This window comes from Sphingomonas sp. SAFR-052 (assembly GCF_051965015.1).
GTDB lineage: Bacteria > Pseudomonadota > Alphaproteobacteria > Sphingomonadales > Sphingomonadaceae > Sphingomonas.
Genome location: NZ_JBQCMO010000001.1, coordinates 480,363 through 498,275 on the forward strand (window position 1 = coordinate 480,363; position 17,913 = coordinate 498,275).

The 17,913-nt window shown below is 68.0% G+C and carries 13 protein-coding genes; 11 read left to right on the plus strand and 2 right to left on the minus strand.

Annotation, left to right across the window (positions count from 1 at the left end):
- Positions 1 to 120 precede the first annotated feature (120 nt).
- From ACTHQV_RS02245 to ACTHQV_RS02280, 8 genes are all read left to right on the plus strand, one after another.
- The gene (locus ACTHQV_RS02245; protein WP_440488154.1) at positions 121 to 2,454 is read left to right on the plus strand and encodes a PAS-domain containing protein; all 2,334 of its coding nucleotides are present in this window, start codon (positions 121 to 123) and stop codon (positions 2,452 to 2,454) included.
- The gene (tsaE, locus tag ACTHQV_RS02250; protein WP_440488305.1) at positions 2,454 to 2,897 is read left to right on the plus strand and encodes a tRNA (adenosine(37)-N6)-threonylcarbamoyltransferase complex ATPase subunit type 1 TsaE; all 444 of its coding nucleotides are present in this window, start codon (positions 2,454 to 2,456) and stop codon (positions 2,895 to 2,897) included. Before ACTHQV_RS02245 ends, tsaE begins: the two co-directional genes overlap by 1 nt.
- A complete protein-coding gene (locus ACTHQV_RS02255) occupies positions 2,882 to 3,853 on the plus strand; it encodes an aminoglycoside phosphotransferase family protein (protein ID WP_440488155.1) in 972 nt (323 codons plus the stop codon). Before tsaE ends, ACTHQV_RS02255 begins: the two co-directional genes overlap by 16 nt.
- Positions 3,850 to 4,605, plus strand: coding sequence for a nucleotidyltransferase family protein (locus tag ACTHQV_RS02260; RefSeq protein WP_440488156.1), 756 nt, complete (start codon positions 3,850 to 3,852; stop codon positions 4,603 to 4,605). The genes ACTHQV_RS02255 and ACTHQV_RS02260 overlap by 4 nt, the downstream gene beginning before the upstream one ends.
- Complete coding sequence (gene addB, locus ACTHQV_RS02265; RefSeq protein ID WP_440488157.1) at positions 4,598 to 7,567, plus strand: double-strand break repair protein AddB; 2,970 nt, start codon at positions 4,598 to 4,600, stop codon at positions 7,565 to 7,567. The genes ACTHQV_RS02260 and addB overlap by 8 nt, the downstream gene beginning before the upstream one ends.
- Positions 7,554 to 10,979 (plus strand): double-strand break repair helicase AddA, encoded by a 3,426-nt coding sequence (addA, locus tag ACTHQV_RS02270; protein WP_440488158.1) that lies wholly within the window; start codon positions 7,554 to 7,556, stop codon positions 10,977 to 10,979. The genes addB and addA overlap by 14 nt, the downstream gene beginning before the upstream one ends.
- Before the next feature lie 46 nt (positions 10,980 to 11,025).
- Entirely contained in the window at positions 11,026 to 11,349 is a 324-nt protein-coding gene (trxA, locus tag ACTHQV_RS02275; protein WP_055760313.1) for a thioredoxin, read from the plus strand.
- A gap of 84 nt (positions 11,350 to 11,433) precedes the next feature.
- A complete protein-coding gene (locus ACTHQV_RS02280; RefSeq protein WP_440488159.1) occupies positions 11,434 to 11,718 on the plus strand; it encodes a virulence factor in 285 nt (94 codons plus the stop codon).
- Between the two features lie 35 nt (positions 11,719 to 11,753).
- On the opposite strand, the gene argJ is transcribed toward ACTHQV_RS02280, so the two are convergent.
- A complete protein-coding gene (gene argJ, locus ACTHQV_RS02285) occupies positions 11,754 to 12,980 on the minus strand; it encodes a bifunctional glutamate N-acetyltransferase/amino-acid acetyltransferase ArgJ (protein ID WP_440488160.1) in 1,227 nt (408 codons plus the stop codon).
- Positions 12,981 to 13,090: 110 nt separating this feature from the next.
- Between argJ and ACTHQV_RS02290 the strand changes: the two genes are divergently transcribed.
- The 3 genes from ACTHQV_RS02290 (at position 13,091) to secA (ending at position 17,020) form a co-directional block, all read left to right on the plus strand.
- Positions 13,091 to 13,834 (plus strand): energy transducer TonB, encoded by a 744-nt coding sequence (locus ACTHQV_RS02290; RefSeq protein WP_440488161.1) that lies wholly within the window; start codon positions 13,091 to 13,093, stop codon positions 13,832 to 13,834.
- A gap of 94 nt (positions 13,835 to 13,928) precedes the next feature.
- A complete protein-coding gene (locus tag ACTHQV_RS02295; protein ID WP_440488162.1) occupies positions 13,929 to 14,183 on the plus strand; it encodes a hypothetical protein in 255 nt (84 codons plus the stop codon).
- 89 nt (positions 14,184 to 14,272) lie between these two features.
- The gene (secA, locus tag ACTHQV_RS02300) at positions 14,273 to 17,020 is read left to right on the plus strand and encodes a preprotein translocase subunit SecA (protein ID WP_440488163.1); all 2,748 of its coding nucleotides are present in this window, start codon (positions 14,273 to 14,275) and stop codon (positions 17,018 to 17,020) included.
- Between the two features lie 115 nt (positions 17,021 to 17,135).
- Here secA and ACTHQV_RS02305 read toward each other — a convergent pair whose 3' ends face one another.
- Complete coding sequence (locus ACTHQV_RS02305; protein WP_440488164.1) at positions 17,136 to 17,798, minus strand: CC0125/CC1285 family lipoprotein; 663 nt, start codon at positions 17,796 to 17,798, stop codon at positions 17,136 to 17,138.
- Between the last annotated feature and the right edge of the window lie 115 nt (positions 17,799 to 17,913).

Below are 17,913 nucleotides of genomic sequence, written 5' to 3' on the forward strand. Positions count from 1 at the left end.
TGGGCGGCGCCACATGGCGTCGCCCCTTTTTTATGGCGCGGCGAAGGACTAGGCAGGGGGGGTGTTCATGCCTGCCTGCTTGCCGCCCGTTGGAGATCGCCGGTGATTACCGTCACGACCATGACCGCCCTGCTGTGCGGTGCGGTGCTGGCGGTGTTGATCGTCGGCAGCATCTGGGCGCTGTATGTCGGGGTGTCGGCGCGGCGGGGGGCGACGTCGGATCGCGGTCTGTACGATTCACTGCGCGCGACGCTGGCGGCGTCGCCTGCATTGGCGATGGTGGTGCGGGCCGATGGGCGGCTGTCGATCGACCGGCCGCTTGCCGACCGGCTGGGTCAGGCCGAACTGCCCGCGACTGCCGCCGATCTCGGCAATCCCGACAACGGGTTGGAGCCCGGCAGCGCCGAACGGCTGCTCGATGCGATCAACGGTGCGCTGCGTGGGGGCAAGGCGTTCCGCACCGTCATCCGCGCGACCGGATCGGCGCGTTCGCTGTTCGCGATCGGTGACCGTGCGCCGGCGGAGCTCAACACGCCGGGCGGGGTGCTGGTCTGGTTCTTCGACGCGACCGAGTTCCATGACGAGATCGCGACGCTGGGTGCCGAGGCGGAGGAGTATCGCGCCGCGTTCGATGCGCTGTCCAGCCTGATCGAGGCGGCGCCGATGCCGATGTGGTATCGCGACGATTCGCTGCGGCTGGCGATGGTCAACACCGCCTATGTCCGCGCGGTCGATGCGCTGGATGCGGGCGAGGTGATCGCGCGGCAGGTCGAGCTGGTCGAGGGCGTCGGCATAGGCGGGCCGCTGGCCAGCGCGTCGATCGCGCGCGATACCGGACAGCCGCAATCGGCGGCGATGCCGGCGACGATCAACGGCGAACGACGGATGCTGCGCGTCCACGACATGCCGTTGCGCGACGGCGGCACCGGCGGCTTCGCGATCGACGTGCACGAGATCGAGGAAGCGCGCGGCAAGCTGAAGCGCAGCCGCGAGGCGCAGCGGGCGATGCTCGACCGGCTGTCGGCGGGCGTCGCGCAATTCGCGCCGGACCGGACCTTGGTGTTCTACAACCAGCCCTTCATCCGCACCTTTGCGATGAAGCCCGAATGGCTGGGCGATCGCCCGGAATTCGACCGGGTGCTCGACCGGATGCGCGAGGCGAAGCGCCTGCCCGAAGTCCGTGATTTTCCAGGATGGAAGGCCGAGCACCGCGACTGGTTCCGCGCGGCGGAGGGCGCGATCGAGGAGCAATGGCATGTGCCGGGCGGCACCCATTTGCGCGTCGTCGCCCAGCCATTGCCCGAAGGCGGTCTGCTGTTGATCTTCGAGGATCGGACCGAGGAAGTGCAACTGGCCAGCGCGCGCGACACGCTGCTGCGCGTCCGCACCGCGACGTTCGACAATTTGTTCGAGGCGCTGGGTGTGTTCGCCGCCGATGGCCGGTTGCAGATATGGAACGCCAAGTTCCGCCAGGTCTGGGGGCTGGACGACGCCTTCCTCGACGGCCATCCGCGCGTCGATGCGCTGGCCGAACGCGTCGCCGACAGCCTCGCCAATCCGGGCCGTGCGGCACTGATTCCCGAATTGGTCCGTTTTGCCACGCAGCAGCGGATGCAGCGATCGGGCAGGTTCGCGATGGCCGATGGGCGGCATTACGAATTCGGCGCGGTGCCGTTGCCCGATGGCAATGCGTTGCTGACCATGCTCGACATTTCGGACAGCCGGCGCATGGAACAGGCGCTGCGCGACCGCAACGAGGCGCTGGAGGCGGCCGACCGGGTCAAGAACGCCTTCGTCGCATCGATGAGCTACGAACTGCGCACGCCGCTGACCTCGATCAAGGGCTTCGCCGAGATGTTGCAGGCGGGCTATGCCGGCAAGCTGAGCGAGGATGGCGGGCGCTATACCGACGCGATCCTCGAATCGGTCGAGTGGTTGAGCGGGCTGATCGACGACACGCTCGACCTGACCGCCAACGAAACGCTGCCGGTGGCGCGGGCGACGGTGGCCATGAAGATGATCGCGACCGAAGCGGCAGAGGCAGCGCGCGCCACCGCGACCGCACGCGGTGTCGAGCTGGCGGTGGAGATCGCGCCGAGCGCGGGGGTGATGCTGGGCGATGCGCGCCGCCTGCGGCAGGCGGTCGGCCATCTGCTCGACCACGCGATCGGCGGGTTGCGGCAGGGTGGGCGCGTGCTGCTGCATGTCGATGGCGATCCGCAGCGGGTGCGGGTGGTGGTGTCCGACGACGGGCCGGGCATGTCGCGCGACGCCGTTGCCCGCGCATTCGACCGGTTCGCGCAGGCCGGCGCGGCCCGGGTCGGCGAACGCGCGCTTAGCCTCGACCTGCCGCTCGCGCGACAGGCGGTGGAGGCGCATGGCGGCACGATCGAACTGGTGTCGGAAAAGGGGCTGGGGACGCTGGTCACGATCGACCTGCCGCGCGAGCCGTGATCCACCTGCCCGACGAAGCGGCGGCGCATGCACTAGGCGTGCGGCTGGCGGCGGTGCTGCGGCCGGGCGACGTCGTCGCGCTGTCGGGGCCGCTGGGCGCGGGCAAGACCAGTATCGCGCGGGGGGTGCTCGCCGCGCTGGGGCTGGAGGGCGAGGCACCGTCGCCGAGCTTCGCGATCGTCCAGCCCTATGACCCGCCCGAGGTGCGCTTCAGCGTGCTGCACGTCGATCTCTACCGGATCGAGGACCCGGAGGAGGTGCGTGAGCTGGGGCTGGACGAGGTGCTGGACGAGGCCGCGCTGCTGGTCGAATGGCCCGAGCGGCTGGGCGACGATCCCTGGCCCGACGCGCTGTGGCTGACCCTGGCGTTCGACGATGCCGGCGGCCGGCGCTTGACAGCGCGGGTGCCGGGCGCTTGGGAAAGTCGATGGCCGCTGACCTGAACCCGCGCGATGCGGCACCTGCTTTCCTGACCCGGGCCGGATGGGGCGATGCGCAGATATTGCCGCTGGCGGTCGATGCCTCGTTCCGTCGCTATTACCGGGTGGTCGATGCCGGGCGGACCGCGGTGCTGATGGACGCGCCGCCGCCCGAGGATACCCGCAAATTCGCGCATATGGCCGCGTGGCTCGCCGAACGGGGCTTTGCCGCGCCCGCGATCCTCGCCGATGATGCCGCCGGCGGCTTCATGCTGCTCGAGGATTTCGGCGACATGCGGATGCGCGAGACGGTCGACGCTGCGCCGGAGAGCGAGGCGCGGCTGTACGCGGCGGCGGTCGACCAGCTGCTGCGGCTGCAACGCCATGAAGCGGCGCCGGTCCCGCCCTATGACCGCGCCTTCATCTTGCGCGAAGCGCATCTGCTGATCGAATGGTATTGCGATGCGCTGGGCCTGAGCGTCGACAGCGACGGCTATACCGCGGCGTGGAATGCGGCGTTCGATGCGCTGCCCGACATGCCGGTGGTGACCGTGCTGCGCGACTATCATGCCGAAAACCTGATGCTTCTGGACGATGCGCGGCTTGGGTTGCTCGATTTCCAGGACGCGCTGGCGGGCCATCCGGCCTATGACCTCGTGTCGCTGTTGCAGGATGCGCGGCGCGACGTGCCGGCGGTGGTCGAGGCGTCGATGCTCGCCCGCTACCGCGAATCGACCGGAGTGGGGGAGGGGTTCGACGCTGCCTATCACCTGTTCGGCGCGCAGCGGAATGCGAAGATCCTAGGCATCTTCACCCGGCTGTGGCGGCGCGACGGCAAGCCGCGCTATGGGGCGCTGTGCCCGCGCGTCTGGCGCTATCTGGAGCGCGACCTTGCCCATCCGGCGCTGGCCGGCGTCGCGCGCTGGTTCGATCTCAACATCCCGCCGCATCGTCGCGGCGATCCGCAGGAACTCGCATGACCACGCTCCGTTCGATCCGCCCCCATCCGCAGGCGCAGGTGCCCGAAACCGCGATGGTGCTGGCGGCGGGGCTGGGCAAGCGGATGCGCCCGCTGACCGCGATGCGGCCGAAGCCATTGGTTGAGGTCGCCGGCAAGCCGTTGATCGACCATGTCTTCGACCGGCTGCGCGGGGCGGGGGTCAAGCGAGCGGTGGTCAATGTCCATTACCTCGCCGATGCGATGGAAGCGCATCTGAAGCATCGGGTGAAGGGCATCGACGTCGCCGTGTCCGATGAGCGTGCCAAGCTGCTGGAAACCGGCGGGGGTCTCGTCAAGGCACGCGACCTGATCGGCGACCAGCCGTTCGTCTGCGTCAATTCGGACAATCTGTGGGTCGACGGCCCGGTCGATTCGATCAAGCTGCTCAGTGCGTTGTGGGACGATGCGAAGATGGACGCGCTGTTGCTGCTGGTGCCGCAGGCGCTGGCGCACGGGCATCGCGGGCAGGGCGATTTCCATATCGACGCGATGGGTCGCATCACCGGCCGTCGCAAGCCCGGCCGCCTCGCGCCGTTCGTCTTCACCGGCGTGCAGATATTGTCGCCGCGCATCATCGCCGACTGGCCCGAGGGAGCGTTTTCCACCAACCTGTTCTGGAACCGCGCGATCGCGGCGGGGCGCGCGTTCGGCGTCGTCCATCAGGGGCTGTGGTTCGATGTCGGCACGCCCAGCGCGATCCCGATGACCGAAGCCGTGCTGGCCGATGGCTGAGGCGAAACGCCTCGGCCTCTACACGATCCCGATCCACCGCGCGTTCGCCGATGCGCTGGCGGTGGGGCTGATCCGCCGCTTCGGCAGCGACCCGATCGCACTGGCACAGGGTATGGTGCTGGTCCCAACCAACCGCGCCAAGCGGACCGTGCAGGAGGCGTTCGTACGCGCCAGCGGTGGCGGGTTGCTGCTGCCGCGGCTGGTCGCGATCGGCGATCCCGAACTGGACGAAGGGGCGGGCAGCTTCGCCGATCCCGCCGACGCCGTGCCGATCCCGCCGGCGATCGATCCGCTCGCCCGACGGATGATTCTCGCCCGGCTGGTCGCCGAGGAGCGCCAGCGCGCCGGCCGCCCGGTCGATGGCGCGGAGGCGGTGCGGCTGGCAGGCGATCTCGCCGCGACGCTCGACCAGTTGCTGGTCGAGGAAGTCGATCCGGCAGCCTTGCGCGAACTGAACCTCGACGAGGCGCTGTCGGCCCATTGGGAACGCTCGCTCGAACTGTTCCGCATCGTGCTCGATCGCTGGCCGGGCGAGCTGGCGGCGCTCGGGCGGATCGATCTCGCGGACCGCCGCACGCGCCTGCTCAAACGGTTGTGCGCGCGCTGGACCGCGCAGCCGCCCAAGGGATTCGTCTGCGCGGCGGGAATTGCCACCAATGCGCCGGCCATTGCCCGCATCCAGAAATGTGTCGCAGGATTGCCGAAGGGGATGGTGGTCCTACCGGGCCTCGACCTCGCGATGGACGAGGACGAATGGGCGTCGCTCGGCCCCCATGCGCCCGATCCGGTGACCGGGCGGCGCAGGCGGTCGATCGAGACCCATCCACAATATCATCTGAAGCTGCTGCTCGATCGGATGGGCGTCAACCGCCGCGAATTCGTCCGCTGGCAGGCGGCGAGCGAGCATGACGCGACCCCGACGCGCAGCCGCGCCATCGCCACCGCGCTGAGCCCCGCCGATCGCACCCATCACTGGATCGACGTACCCGCCGCCGACCGCCGCCTGTCGGGGGTGCGCATGGTCGAACTGGCGACCCCGGCCGAAGAGGCGCAGGCGATCGCCATCGCGCTGCGCGAGGCGTTGGAGACGCCCGGCCGCACCGCCGCTTTGGTCACCCCCGATCGCGCGCTCGCCCGGCGGGTCGCGGCGCACATGGCACGCTGGGACGTCGCGGTCGACGATTCGGCCGGGCAGCCGCTGTCGCTGCTGGCGCCGGGCACGCTGCTGCTGGCGCTGGTCGAGGCGGCGGCGCAGGGTTTCGCGCCCGTCGCGCTGCTGGCGTTGCTCAAACACCCGCTGGTGCGTAGCGGCGAGGCCGAACAGCGCGTCGTCTGGCTCGACGGGGTGCGGCGGCTCGACCGGGCGTTGCGCGGACCGCGCCCCGCGCCGGGGCTGGCTGGAATCGACCGGCATCTGCGCGAGGGCGAACCGCGCGACGCGGCGATCCGCGCGGCGGCGCAACCCTTTTGGGACATGGCCTGTCCGCTGCTGACCCCGCTCGCCGAAGCCTTTGCGGCGGGACCGCAGCCGATGGCCGCACTGCTGGCGTTGCTGCGCGAGACCGCGACCGAATTGGCGGGCGATGCCGCGTGGAGCCGGCCCGAGGGACGCGCCGCCGCCGAACTGATCGCCGCGCTCGAGGAACAGGCACCGATCGGCCCGCCGGTGCTCGACCCGCGCGCGCTACCGGCGCTGTTGCGGACGCTGCTCGACGAGGTCGCAGTGCGCCCGCCACAGGGGGCGCATCCCCGGCTCGCCATTCTCGGCCTGCTCGAAGCGCGGTTGCAGACCGCCGACCTGATGATCCTCGGCGGGTTGAACGAGGGCGTGTGGCCGCAATTGCCCTCGCCCGATCCCTGGCTGGCGCCGCGCATCCGTGCCGATCTCGGCCTGCCGGGCCTCGAACGCCGGATTGGCCTTGCCGCGCATGATTTCGCCGGGGCATTGGGCGCGCGCGAAGTGGTGCTGACCCGCGCCGCGCGCGATGCCACCGCGCCGACCATCGCCTCGCGATTGTGGCTGCGGTTGCAGGCATTGGACGACGGGCTGGAGCGCGCTGGCCATCTGCGCGACTGGGCGCGCGCGATCGACACGCCCGATCATTACGCCGCCGCATCGCGTCCGGCACCGCGTCCGCCGGTGGCGCTGCGTCCGCGCCGCATCTCGGTGACCGAGGTCGACCGGCTGAAGGCCGACCCCTACTCCTTCTACGCCCGGCGGATGCTGCGCCTGTCGCCGATGGATGCGGTCGATGCCGATCCGACCGCCGCATGGCGCGGTACGGCGGTGCATGGCGTGCTCGAACGCTGGGCGCGCGAGGATGGGTTGGACCCGGCGAAGCTGCACCGCCGGTTGCAGGCTTTGTCCGACGATCCGCGCACCCACCCGCTGCTGCGTGCCCTGTGGGTCCCGCGGCTGCGCGAGGCGATCGACTGGGTCGCCGCCTTTACCCACGAAAAGCTGGCCGAGGGGCGCATCGTCGCCGGCGTCGAATGCGACGGCCGGCTGGAGATCGCCGGCGTCGAACTGTCGGGCAAGGCCGACCGCATCGACCGTGCGAGTGACGGCAGCCTCGCCATCATCGACTACAAGACCGGCAAGGCGCCCAGCGCCAAGGCGGTCGCCGCCGGCTACAGCCTGCAACTGGGACTCCTCGGGCTGATGGCCGAACGTGGCTGTTTCGGCGGAGTGCGTGGCACCGCCACCGCCTTCGAATATTGGTCGCTGACCAAGGATGGCGATCGCTTCGGCAAGATGACCTCGCCGGTCAACGCCGACGGGTCGAAGGGGCGGGTGGTCGCCGACGATTTCGTGCGCGTAGCCAAGGGCCATTTCGAGAATGCCGTCGCCCGCTTCCTGACCGGCGTCGAGGCGTTCACCGCCAAGCTGGTCCCCGAATATGCCCCCTATGCCGAGTATGACCAGCTGATGCGCCGCGACGAATGGTATGGCCGTGAGTGAAGTCCGCGCGCTCCAGCGGTTGAAGAACGACCAGGCGGCGGCCAGCGACCCGCATCGCCATGTCTGGCTGTCGGCATCGGCGGGTACCGGCAAGACGCACGTCCTTTCGGCGCGCGTGTTCCGCCTGTTGCTGCGCGGCGTCGATCCGGCGGCGATCCTGTGCCTGACCTTTACCAAGGCCGGCGCGGCGGAAATGGCCGAGCGCGTCGCCAGCCGCCTCGCGCGCTGGGTCCGGCTGCCGACCGCCGATCTGAAGGCCGATCTGTTCGCGCTGGGGGAGGACGTGAACGATCCCGCGCTGCTCGCCCGCGCCCGCACCTTGTTCGCGCGCGTGCTCGACGCGCCGGGGGGCGGGGTGCGGATTCAGACGATCCACGGCTTCTGCCAAAGCCTGCTCGCCGGTTTCCCGGTCGAGGCCGGGCTGGTCCCGGGCTTCCGTCCCCTGGAAGCACGCGAGGAAGCCGGCATGGCGCGCGAGGCGTTGGCCGAATTGCTGGTCGAGGAACAACGCACCGGCTCTACCCGGATCGGTGACGCGATCGCCGCCATGTCGCTGCGCATGGGCGAAGGTGCGGCCGAGGGTTTCCTCCGCGAATGTGCCCGCAATCCGCAAGCGATGGCCGAACTGCCGAGCGGTATCCAGCCGTTCCTGCGCCGCGCCTTCCACCTGCCGTCGGGTGACGTCGACGAGGTGATCGCGCAGGCGTGCGGCGACGACGAATTCGACTGCGACGCGCTCGAACGACTGGCCGAGGCTAATCGCGCCTGGGGCACTTCGACCGGGCAGAAGCTGCACGGGGCGATCCTCGACTGGCTGGCCCAACCGCCCGCCGAACGCGCGCTGCGGCTGGGCGACGTGCGGGGCATGTTCTTCACCCAGAAGGATACGCTGAAGAAGGCATCGGCCAAGCTGATCGCCGCAGACCCCGATTATGACGATCTTGCCGATGCGGTCGGCACTCGCGCCGCCGAACTATTGTCGATCCGCGCGCAGGCTGCTTACGCCGATGCGCTGGCGGGCGCTTTGGAGGCGGGGCGGGCCTATGCCGATGCTTATGTCCGTGCCAAGCGGCGGGCCGGCGCGGTCGATTTTGACGACCTGATCCGCGAGACCCTGAACCTGCTCGCCCAACCCGGCATCGGCGACTGGGTCCGCTTCAAGCTTGACCAGACTACCGAGCATGTCCTGATCGACGAGGCGCAGGACACCAATCCGCAGCAATGGGCGATCGTGCGGTCGCTGGTCGAGGAATATTTCAGCGGCGACGCCGTGCGTGCGGCGGGGATGCGGACGCTGTTCGTGGTCGGCGATTACAAGCAGGCGATCTTCGGCTTTCAGGGCACCGACCCGATCTATTTCCGCGCGGCGCATCATGATTTCAGCCGCCGCGCCGCGCTGCCCGCCGATTATCGCGGCGATGCGCGCGAACTCGACACGCTGTCGTTGACCCATAGTTTTCGCACGACGCGGCCGGTCCTCGAATTCGTCGACGCCGCGATCGCCGCCTTGCCCGATCCGGGCATGGGCATCGACACGCCCGAACGTCACGACAGCGAAGTCCCCGGTCCCGGCACTGTCACGCTCTGGGCACCGACGGTGGTCGAGGCGGCGGGTGATGACGAGGAAGGTTGGATCGACGATTCGACCCGCGTGATCGCCCGCGACATCGCCCGCGCGATCAAGGGCTGGATCGGCACGCTGCTGCTCGAATCCAAGGGGCGGACGCTGCAGGCCGGCGACATCATGGTGCTGGTCAAGCGGCGCGGCGACCTCGCCTCGCTGATCGTCGCGCGGCTGTACGCGGAGGGGGTGCCGGTCGCGGGCGTCGACCGGCTGCGCCTCGATGCGCCGCTGGCGGTACAGGATCTGCTGGCCGCGATCCGCTTCGCGCTTCAGCCCGAGGACGACCTCAGCCTCGCCAACCTGCTGGTCTCGCCGCTGATCGGTTGGACGCAGGAACAGTTGCTCGCCGGTGCCCTGCGCGAGGGCGGAAGCCTGTGGCGGCATCTGCGCCAGACGAACAGCGATGCGGTCGAGCCGCTGTCGCGCATCCTGCGCCGCGCCGATTTCGCGACGCCCTATCGCTTCCTCGAGGAACTGCTCTCGGGCGAACTCGACGGCCGCCGCAAGCTGATCGCACGGCTGGGCGAGGAGGCGCGCGATCCGATCGACGAACTGCTCAACGCCGCCTTGTCGTTCGAAAGCGTCGCCACGTCCTCCCTGCAACGCTTCGTCGAATGGTTCGACCGGGGCGAGGTGGAGATCAAGCGTGACGCGGGGGCGTCGGGCGGCGCGGTGCGGGTGATGACCGCGCATGGGTCAAAGGGGTTGCAGGCGCCGCTGGTCCTGCTCGCCGATGCGGCGATCGATCCCGCCAACAGCCGCCGCGATATCGTGGCGTGGGTACCCGACGGTCATGACGGCGCGGCCTTTCCGGTATTTCGCCCGCGCAGCGGCGAGCGCGGCACGCCGGTCGACGACGCCGTCGCTGCGGTCGACAAGCGCGAACTCGAAGAACATTGGCGGCTGTTCTACGTCGCCGCGACCCGCGCCGAGGAACGGCTGGTCATCGCCGGTGCCCCCTCCGCCCGCTGCCAGGGCGTACCGCCGGCACTCAGCTGGTACAGTGCCGCCGCCGCCGCGTTCGATGCGCTGGGGGTGCCGGCGGCGGAGGGCGAACGCGTCTTCACCGGGCGGATCCGCCAAGCCCCGGTCGCTGCGCGCACCCGCCGCAGCGCTGCCCCGCCGGCAACCGCCGCCCCCCCGGCATGGCTGCGTGCGTCCGCGCCCGAGGAAGCACGTCCGCCGCGCCCGCTCGCCCCCTCCGCGCTCGGCGAGGACGCGGTGTCCGACCCTCCGCCCAGCGCGACGATGCGCGCCGCCGCCGAACGCGGGCGGCTGCTCCACCAGTTGTTCGAACGCCTGCCCGACCTGCCGCGCGACAGCCGCGCCGATGCCGCCGAGCGCTGGCTGGCGGGCACGGCGGGGGTCGAGGACGCGAAGCTGCGCCAGCGCGTCACGCGCGACGCGATGGCGATCCTCGACGATCCGGTCTTCGCCGACCTGTTCGGCCCCGACGCGCTCGCCGAAGCACCGATCGCCGCCGTCGTCGGTACGCAGGTCGTGGCGGGCACGGTCGACCGGCTCTGCATCGGCGACACGGTGGCGCGCGTCGTCGACTTCAAGACCGGCCGCCGGGTACCGTCGTCGCTCGACGCCATCCCGGTCTATCACCTCAAGCAGATGGCGGCCTATGCCGCCGCGCTCGCCGTCATCTTCCCCGACCGCGCGATCGAGGCGGCGTTACTCTACACGGCGGGGCCGACGCTGTTCGTCCTGCCCGCCGATCTGCTCGACGCGCACAAGCCCGGCTTGGGGGCGGGGGAACAAAGCTTGCCCCGCGAAGCTTGAGGAGCCACGCTCCCGACCATAGATATCGGCCCATAAGGAGATAAACATGCCGACCAAGACCGTAACCGACGCCAGCTTTTCCGCCGATGTCCTGCAATCCGACAAGCCGGTGCTGGTCGATTTCTGGGCGGACTGGTGCGGCCCGTGCAAGATGATCGCCCCCGCGCTGGAGGAAATTGCCGACGAACTGGGCGACAAGGTCACGATCGCCAAGGTCGACATCATGGCCAACCCCGACACCGCCGGTTCGATGGGTGTCCAGTCGATCCCGCTGCTGAAGCTGTTCAAGAACGGCCAGCCGGTTGCCGACCTGCTCGGCGCGCGGCCGAAGAGCCAGTTGAAGGCCTGGCTCGAGGGTGAACTGGGTTAAGCGACCCCGACTTGATACGATAGGATGATGGCAGGGATCGGACACAATCGCGCATGGCCGACCCGTCGTTCGACGGGAGGAAGCATGTACGCTATTGTGTTCGATCTCGACACCAACTTGTTGCGTGAAACCTACCCGAACGCATCGTGGAATAACGCCTATTCCGATGTCCGCCGCGTGCTTGAACAGCACGGCTTCGACTGGCAACAGGGTTCGACCTATTTCGGCAACGAACAGGTCACTGCGGTCGATTGCGTGCTGGTGGTACAGGAACTGAATCGGGCCTATAGCTGGTTCCAGCCCTCCGTCCGCGACATTCGTATGTTGCGGATCGAGGAGAATAACGACTTGTCACCGGCGTTGCGCTGAACAACATCAGACTAGCCGGATCGCGAGATCGCCGCTCAACTCCGGTAATCAGCGTTGATCGAAATATACCCGTGCGTCAGGTCGCAGGTCCATACCGTCGCGCGTCCTTCGCCGAGGTGCAGGTCCACGCCGATCTCGACCTCCTGACCCTTCAGATGCGCGGCGACCGGCGCCTCATCGTAACCCGCGACCGCCAGACCACCTTCGGCGACCTGCGTCGTACCGAAGCGGATCGCCAGCTTGTCGCGCTCGGCGGGTTCGCCCGCCTTGCCGACCGCCATCACCACCCGGCCCCAATTGGCGTCCTCACCCGCGATGGCGGTCTTGACCAACGGCGAGTTGGCGATGCTCATCGCGATGCGGTGCGCGCTGCCATCGCTCTCCGCACCCTCGACCGTCACCGCAATGAACTTGGTCGCACCTTCGCCGTCGCGCACCACCAGATGCGCCAATTGCCGGCACAGGTCGTGCAGCGCCGCGATGAACGCATCCGCGCTGTCATCGTCGAACGACGCGATCGGATCACCTCCCGCCGCGCCGGTCGCGAACGCCAGCACCGTGTCGCTGGTCGAGGTATCGCCATCGACCGTGATGCACGAAAAGGTCTGGCGATTGGCCGCCTCCAGCGCGCTTTGCAGGAAGGCGGGCTCCACCGCCGCATCGGTGAAGACGAAGCCCAGCATCGTCGCCATGTCGGGCGCGATCATCCCCGACCCCTTGATGATCCCGGCCAGCTTGACCGTTCGGTCGCCGACCTTGGCGGTCGTGAACGCGCCCTTGGTAAAGGTGTCGGTCGTGCCGATCGTTTCGGCGGCCGCTTCCCAGCCACATGGGGTCGCGACGAACGCCGCGTCCAGGCCGGCCTCGGCCTTGTCGATCGGCAGCGGCACGCCGATCACGCCGGTCGAGGCGACGAAGATGTCGGAGGGCTGGCACCCGATCGCCTGCGCGGTGCGCGCGGCGATCGCCTCGACCGCCGCCCGGCCGCGATCGCCGGTGAAGGCGTTGCTGTTGCCGGCATTCACCACCAAAGCCCGCGCGCGGCCCAGCACCAGCGCGCGGCGGCACCATTCGACCTCGGGCGAGGGGCATTTGCTGTTGGTCAGCACGCCCGCCACCGCCGTCCCCTCGGCCAGCGTCGCAAAGGTCAGGTCGCACCGGTCCCATGCCTTGTAGCGCGCCCGCGCCACCCGCAGCGTCACACCCCCGATCGGCGGCAGCGCGGGGAAGGGCGTAGCGAGCGGCGATACGGCAGTCGACATTGGCGGGGTGTCCGGTCTAGCCTGCGCCGGGGATGGGGCAGGGGGTGGAGATGCGACGGTTCCTACGCATGGGCGCGTGCGTTGCAACGCTTTGTTGTGGGGGCGGGGCGTTGGCGCAGACCGATCCGGTCGCGATTGATCCCGGAAGCTGGGTAACTGCCAGCGATTACCCGGCTTCGGCGCTTGCGAAACGGCAGGACGGCGTAGCGGGGGTCTATGTCGAGGTGGATCGCCACGGTCGCCCGGCAGATTGCCGACTGATTACATCCACTGACAATGCGCTTCTCGACGCTGCCACCTGTCGCCTCATTATGAGACGTGGGAAGTTCACGCCGGCCCTCGATGCAAAAGGGAAAAAGGTAGCCGGGCAGTGGCTGACTCGATTCATCTGGAGCCTTCCGCCCCAGACGCCGCCCCGCGTACCACTGCGCTCCTATGCCGTGATCGAACGGTTCACGTTGGATGGCAGCGGAAAGATTTCCGGATGCACCAGTCGGGAGTCGGGTGAAAGCGGCATACCGGTAGGCGGGTGCTACAAGCCGAATGGCGAATATCTGGTTCAGCGATCCATCGGCAGCGGGTTCGTGAACGGTACCCTCATTCATGTCGGGCGCAGAGAAGTCGAACAGGATCCATTGCCAGCCGATGCGCCCGATACCGACGTGCCGCCCTATTGGACGCTGGAGCGAACTCTGACGGCTCAGCCGGATGGAAGCGTCGTCGACTGCGTCCAACGAGATTCGGCAAAGGCTACCATTGCCTGCGAGTGGCTCGAGCATTTCCTGCCAATCCCTGACGGAAAGTCGAGGCGGGTCAGAACGGAAAACCGCTGGTCTTTCCAACCGAAGCAGTAACGCCTCGACTGGACGCCGGGCCACCCATTCCCTATGTCTCGCCCACTTGCGGCCGGGCGACCCGTCGCGAAACCAAACCGTCTGGACGTATCGCTTGCGTTTGCTGCTGTTCCTCTCTGCGCTGCTGACGGGCCTGACCGGCCTGCTCCCGGGCGTGGGAGTCGCGAATGCGCGGCAGGTGGCGGCGACGCAGGCCGTTGCCGGGCAGATCGCGGTTGCCGTCGCCGCGGCGCCTATGGCAGCGACCGCGCGACCCGAACAACCGCTGACGCGTGATCCGCAACCGCTGTTCCTCGCGCCTGCCCCGCACGTCGCCGTCCGCGACCGGACGCTGCGCACCCACGAATAGCGCGCACCCGCGCTTTTCCGTCCCTTTTCCACGCGCAGCCGCCGAACCCGTCGCGGTGCGCGCGCCGTATTTCCCAAGGAAGCACATCCATGTTCGGTGGCCTCGCCAAATCTTTGTTCGGGTCGTCCAACGACCGCTACGTCAAATCGCTCGGTTCGATCGTCAACAAGATCAACGAGTTCGAACCCACACTGACCGCCATGTCCGATGCGGATCTGGCCGCGCAGACTCCGAAGTTCCGCGAGCAGCTGGCGAACGGCGCCAAGCTCGACTCGCTGCTGCCCGAAGCCTTCGCCACCGTCCGCGAAGCCGCGCGCCGCGTGCTCGGCATGCGCCATTTCGACGTGCAGATGGTCGGCGGCATCGTCCTCCATCGTGGCGAGATCGCCGAGATGCGCACCGGCGAGGGCAAGACGCTGGTCGCGACGCTCGCCTGTTATCTCAACGCCTTACCCGGCGAGGGCGTCCATGTCGTCACCGTCAACGACTATCTGGCGCGGCGCGACGCGGCCCAGATGGGGCAGGTCTACGGCTTTCTCGGCCTGACCACCGGCGTGATCGTGCCGAACATCCCCGATCACGACCGCCGCGCCGCCTATGCCGCCGACATCACGTACGGCACCAACAACGAATTCGGCTTCGACTATCTGCGCGACAATATGAAATTCGATCGCGCGTCGATGACGCAGCGCCCGTTCAACTTCGCGATCGTCGACGAGGTCGATTCGATCCTCATCGACGAAGCGCGCACCCCGCTCATCATCTCCGGCCCGACCGACGACAAGTCCGACCTCTACCGCTCAGTCGACGAGATCGTGAAGCGGCTGTCGCCCGACGATTACGAGAAGGACGAGAAGCAGAAGTCGGTGGTGCTGACCGAGGACGGCACCGAAAAGGTCGAACGGATGCTGGAGGAGGCCGGACTGCTGGTCGGCGCCAACCTCTATGACTTCGAAAACACGCAGGTCGTGCATCATGTGAATCAGGCGTTGCGCGCGAACATGATGTTCAAGCGCGACACCGACTACATCGTGAAGGACGGCAAGGTCGTCATCATCGACGAATTCACCGGCCGCATGATGGACGGCCGCCGCTGGTCGGACGGCCTGCACCAGGCCGCCGAGGCTAAGGAAGGCGTGAATATCGAGCCGGAGAACCAGACGCTCGCCTCGATCACCTTCCAGAATTATTTCCGCATGTACCCGAAGCTGTCGGGCATGACCGGCACCGCCGCGACCGAAGCACCGGAATTCTTCGACATCTACAAGATGAATGTCGTCTCGATCCCGACCAACGTGCCGGTGCGCCGCGTCGACGAAGAGGATGAATTCTACAAGACGCTCGACGACAAGTTCCGCGCGATCGCCAAGAAGATCCGCGAACATGCGTCGAAGGGGCAGCCGGTGCTGGTCGGCACCGTCTCGATCGAAAAGTCTGAACTGCTCTCCGACTTCCTCACGCAGGAGGGGGTCGAGCACAAGGTGCTGAACGCGCGCTATCATGAATCCGAAGCGCATATCGTGGCGCAGGCGGGTCGGCTGGGCGCGGTGACGATCGCCACCAACATGGCCGGTCGCGGCACCGACATTCAGCTGGGCGGCAACGCCGAATTCCGCATGCTCGACGAACATCCAGAGCTAGTCGAGGGCAGCAGCGAATATGACGCCGCGCTGGCTCGCGTCCGCGCCGAGATCATCGAGGAAAAGCAGAAGGTGCTGGAGGCCGGCGGCCTGTTCGTGCTCGGCACCGAACGCCACGAAAGCCGCCGCATCGACAACCAGCTGCGCGGCCGGTCGGGGCGTCAGGGCGATCCGGGTCTGTCGCGCTTCTACCTGTGCCTCGACGACGATCTGCTGCGCATCTTCGGGCCGGACACGCTGTTCGCCAAGATGATGCGCAACAATATCGAGGATGGCGAGGCGATCGGCAGCAAGTGGCTGAGCCGCGCGATCGAAACCGCGCAGAAGAAGGTCGAGGCGCGCAACTACGACGTGCGCAAGCAGGTCGTCGAATATGACGACGTGATGAACGACCAGCGCAAGGTCATCTACGAACAGCGCGCCGACATCATGGATGCCGAAACGGTCGGCGACGTCGTGATCGACATGCGCCATGCGGTCGTCAACACGGTCGTCGGCGATGCCGTGCCGCCCGACAGCTATCCTGAACAGTGGAATGTCGAGGGTCTGCGCGAGCGCGCGCAGGAACTGCTCGGCGTCGATGCGCCGGTCGCCGACTGGATCGCGAACGAGGACGGCCTCGACGCCGAAACCCTCGAAGAGCGTATCCGCAAGGATGCCGACGCGCTGGTCGAGGCGAAGTCGGCCGAGCTCGATGCCGACAGCTGGACTCAGATCGAGAAGTCGATCCTGCTCCAGACACTCGACCATCACTGGAAGGAGCATCTCGCGATGCTCGACGCGCTCCGGGCGGTCATCCACCTGCGCGCCTATGCCCAGAAGACGCCGATCAACGAATATAAGCAGGAAGCGTTCGCGCTGTTCGAACGGATGCTCGCCAGCATCCGCGAGGACGTGACCCGGACGATGGCGCACGCCAACTTCAATTTCCAGGCGCCGCCCGAGCTTCCCGAACTGCCCGATTTCCTGACGATGCACATCGACCCGCTGACCGGCGAGGACGATAGCTGGGGCGGGGAAGGCGCGCAGGGCCTGATCACCACCCGCGTACCGATGCTGCAGATGGCGGCACCGGTGCCCGATGAGGACCTCGGCGACGATCCGGCCAGCTGGGAAGGCCGCGTCAGCCGCAATGCGCCGTGCCCGTGCGGGTCGGGCCGTAAGTACAAGCACTGCCACGGCGCGTTGGTGGCGTAACGCCGCCGACGCCCTTCGCCTGCCCTATCCCCGCGCAGGCGGGGACCCGGCAAAACGAAAAGGCCGCCGTCCCGATGGGAACGGCGGCCTTCCTGTCTTAGCCCTTGTCGCAGCGTTACCGCCGCGGTTCGGGCTCCATCACGCTCGGCCCCAGGCTCTGCAGCACCGCGCGCGCATCGAAGGCGCGGACGTTGTTGGCGGGTTTGGGACCCTTGCCCAGCACGATCTCCGCCATCGCCTCGTATTTGTCGACGGTGCGGATATCCATCGTGTTGCCGAAGAACGGATCGCCCCAGAACGGGTCCCATGCCCGCCAGCCGAACGCCGGGCTGCGATAGCGCCATGCCGGGCCCCAGCCGCCCCAGCCGAAGCCGCCGCCCCAACCAGGACCAAATCCGCCAACACCCGGCGTCGAATAGGTACGGCTGCGCAAATTGGTGTCACGGTCGGCCATCAGGAAATAATCATAGCCGCGTTCGAGGGTCAACTGGGCGGCACGGTACAGCAGATAGCGCTCGACCGTCTCGCGCGAGGTCAGGCTGTTGCCCGAAAAGGCGACCTGATAACGGTTCGGCTCGATCTGCTGGTCGCTATAGCCGTTTCGGTAGAAGCCCGAGCCGGATGCCGGCTGATAGGGGGTTGGCGTCGCGCAGGCGGCCAATGCCAGCGCTCCGACAAGAGTCGTGCCGATCGCGCGCAGGCGGGCACGTGGGGTAGGGTGCAGCAACATCAGTTTCTCCAATGCCGCCATGGCTACCGACTCATGGCGATCGTCCATTGCAGGAAAGAACGATCCGCCGCGGGTTCGGGTCCGTGGATGCAGCACGACGGAACGTGCCGTACACGAGATTACCCGATGCTGAACGCCGGTTCAGCCGATTTGTGACGAAGCA

Coding starts and splice junctions, on each gene's coding strand:
- ACTHQV_RS02245 (WP_440488154.1), top strand. CDS start 121: ATGACCGCCCTGCTGTGCGGTGCGGTGCTGGCGGTGTTGATCGTCGGC.
- ACTHQV_RS02255 (WP_440488155.1), top strand. CDS start 2,882: ATGGCCGCTGACCTGAACCCGCGCGATGCGGCACCTGCTTTCCTGACC.
- ACTHQV_RS02260 (WP_440488156.1), top strand. CDS start 3,850: ATGACCACGCTCCGTTCGATCCGCCCCCATCCGCAGGCGCAGGTGCCC.
- addB (WP_440488157.1), top strand. CDS start 4,598: ATGGCTGAGGCGAAACGCCTCGGCCTCTACACGATCCCGATCCACCGC.
- addA (WP_440488158.1), top strand. CDS start 7,554: ATGGCCGTGAGTGAAGTCCGCGCGCTCCAGCGGTTGAAGAACGACCAG.
- trxA (WP_055760313.1), top strand. CDS start 11,026: ATGCCGACCAAGACCGTAACCGACGCCAGCTTTTCCGCCGATGTCCTG.
- ACTHQV_RS02280 (WP_440488159.1), top strand. CDS start 11,434: ATGTACGCTATTGTGTTCGATCTCGACACCAACTTGTTGCGTGAAACC.
- argJ (WP_440488160.1), bottom strand. CDS start 12,980: ATGTCGACTGCCGTATCGCCGCTCGCTACGCCCTTCCCCGCGCTGCCG.
- secA (WP_440488163.1), top strand. CDS start 14,273: ATGTTCGGTGGCCTCGCCAAATCTTTGTTCGGGTCGTCCAACGACCGC.
- ACTHQV_RS02305 (WP_440488164.1), bottom strand. CDS start 17,798: ATGGACGATCGCCATGAGTCGGTAGCCATGGCGGCATTGGAGAAACTG.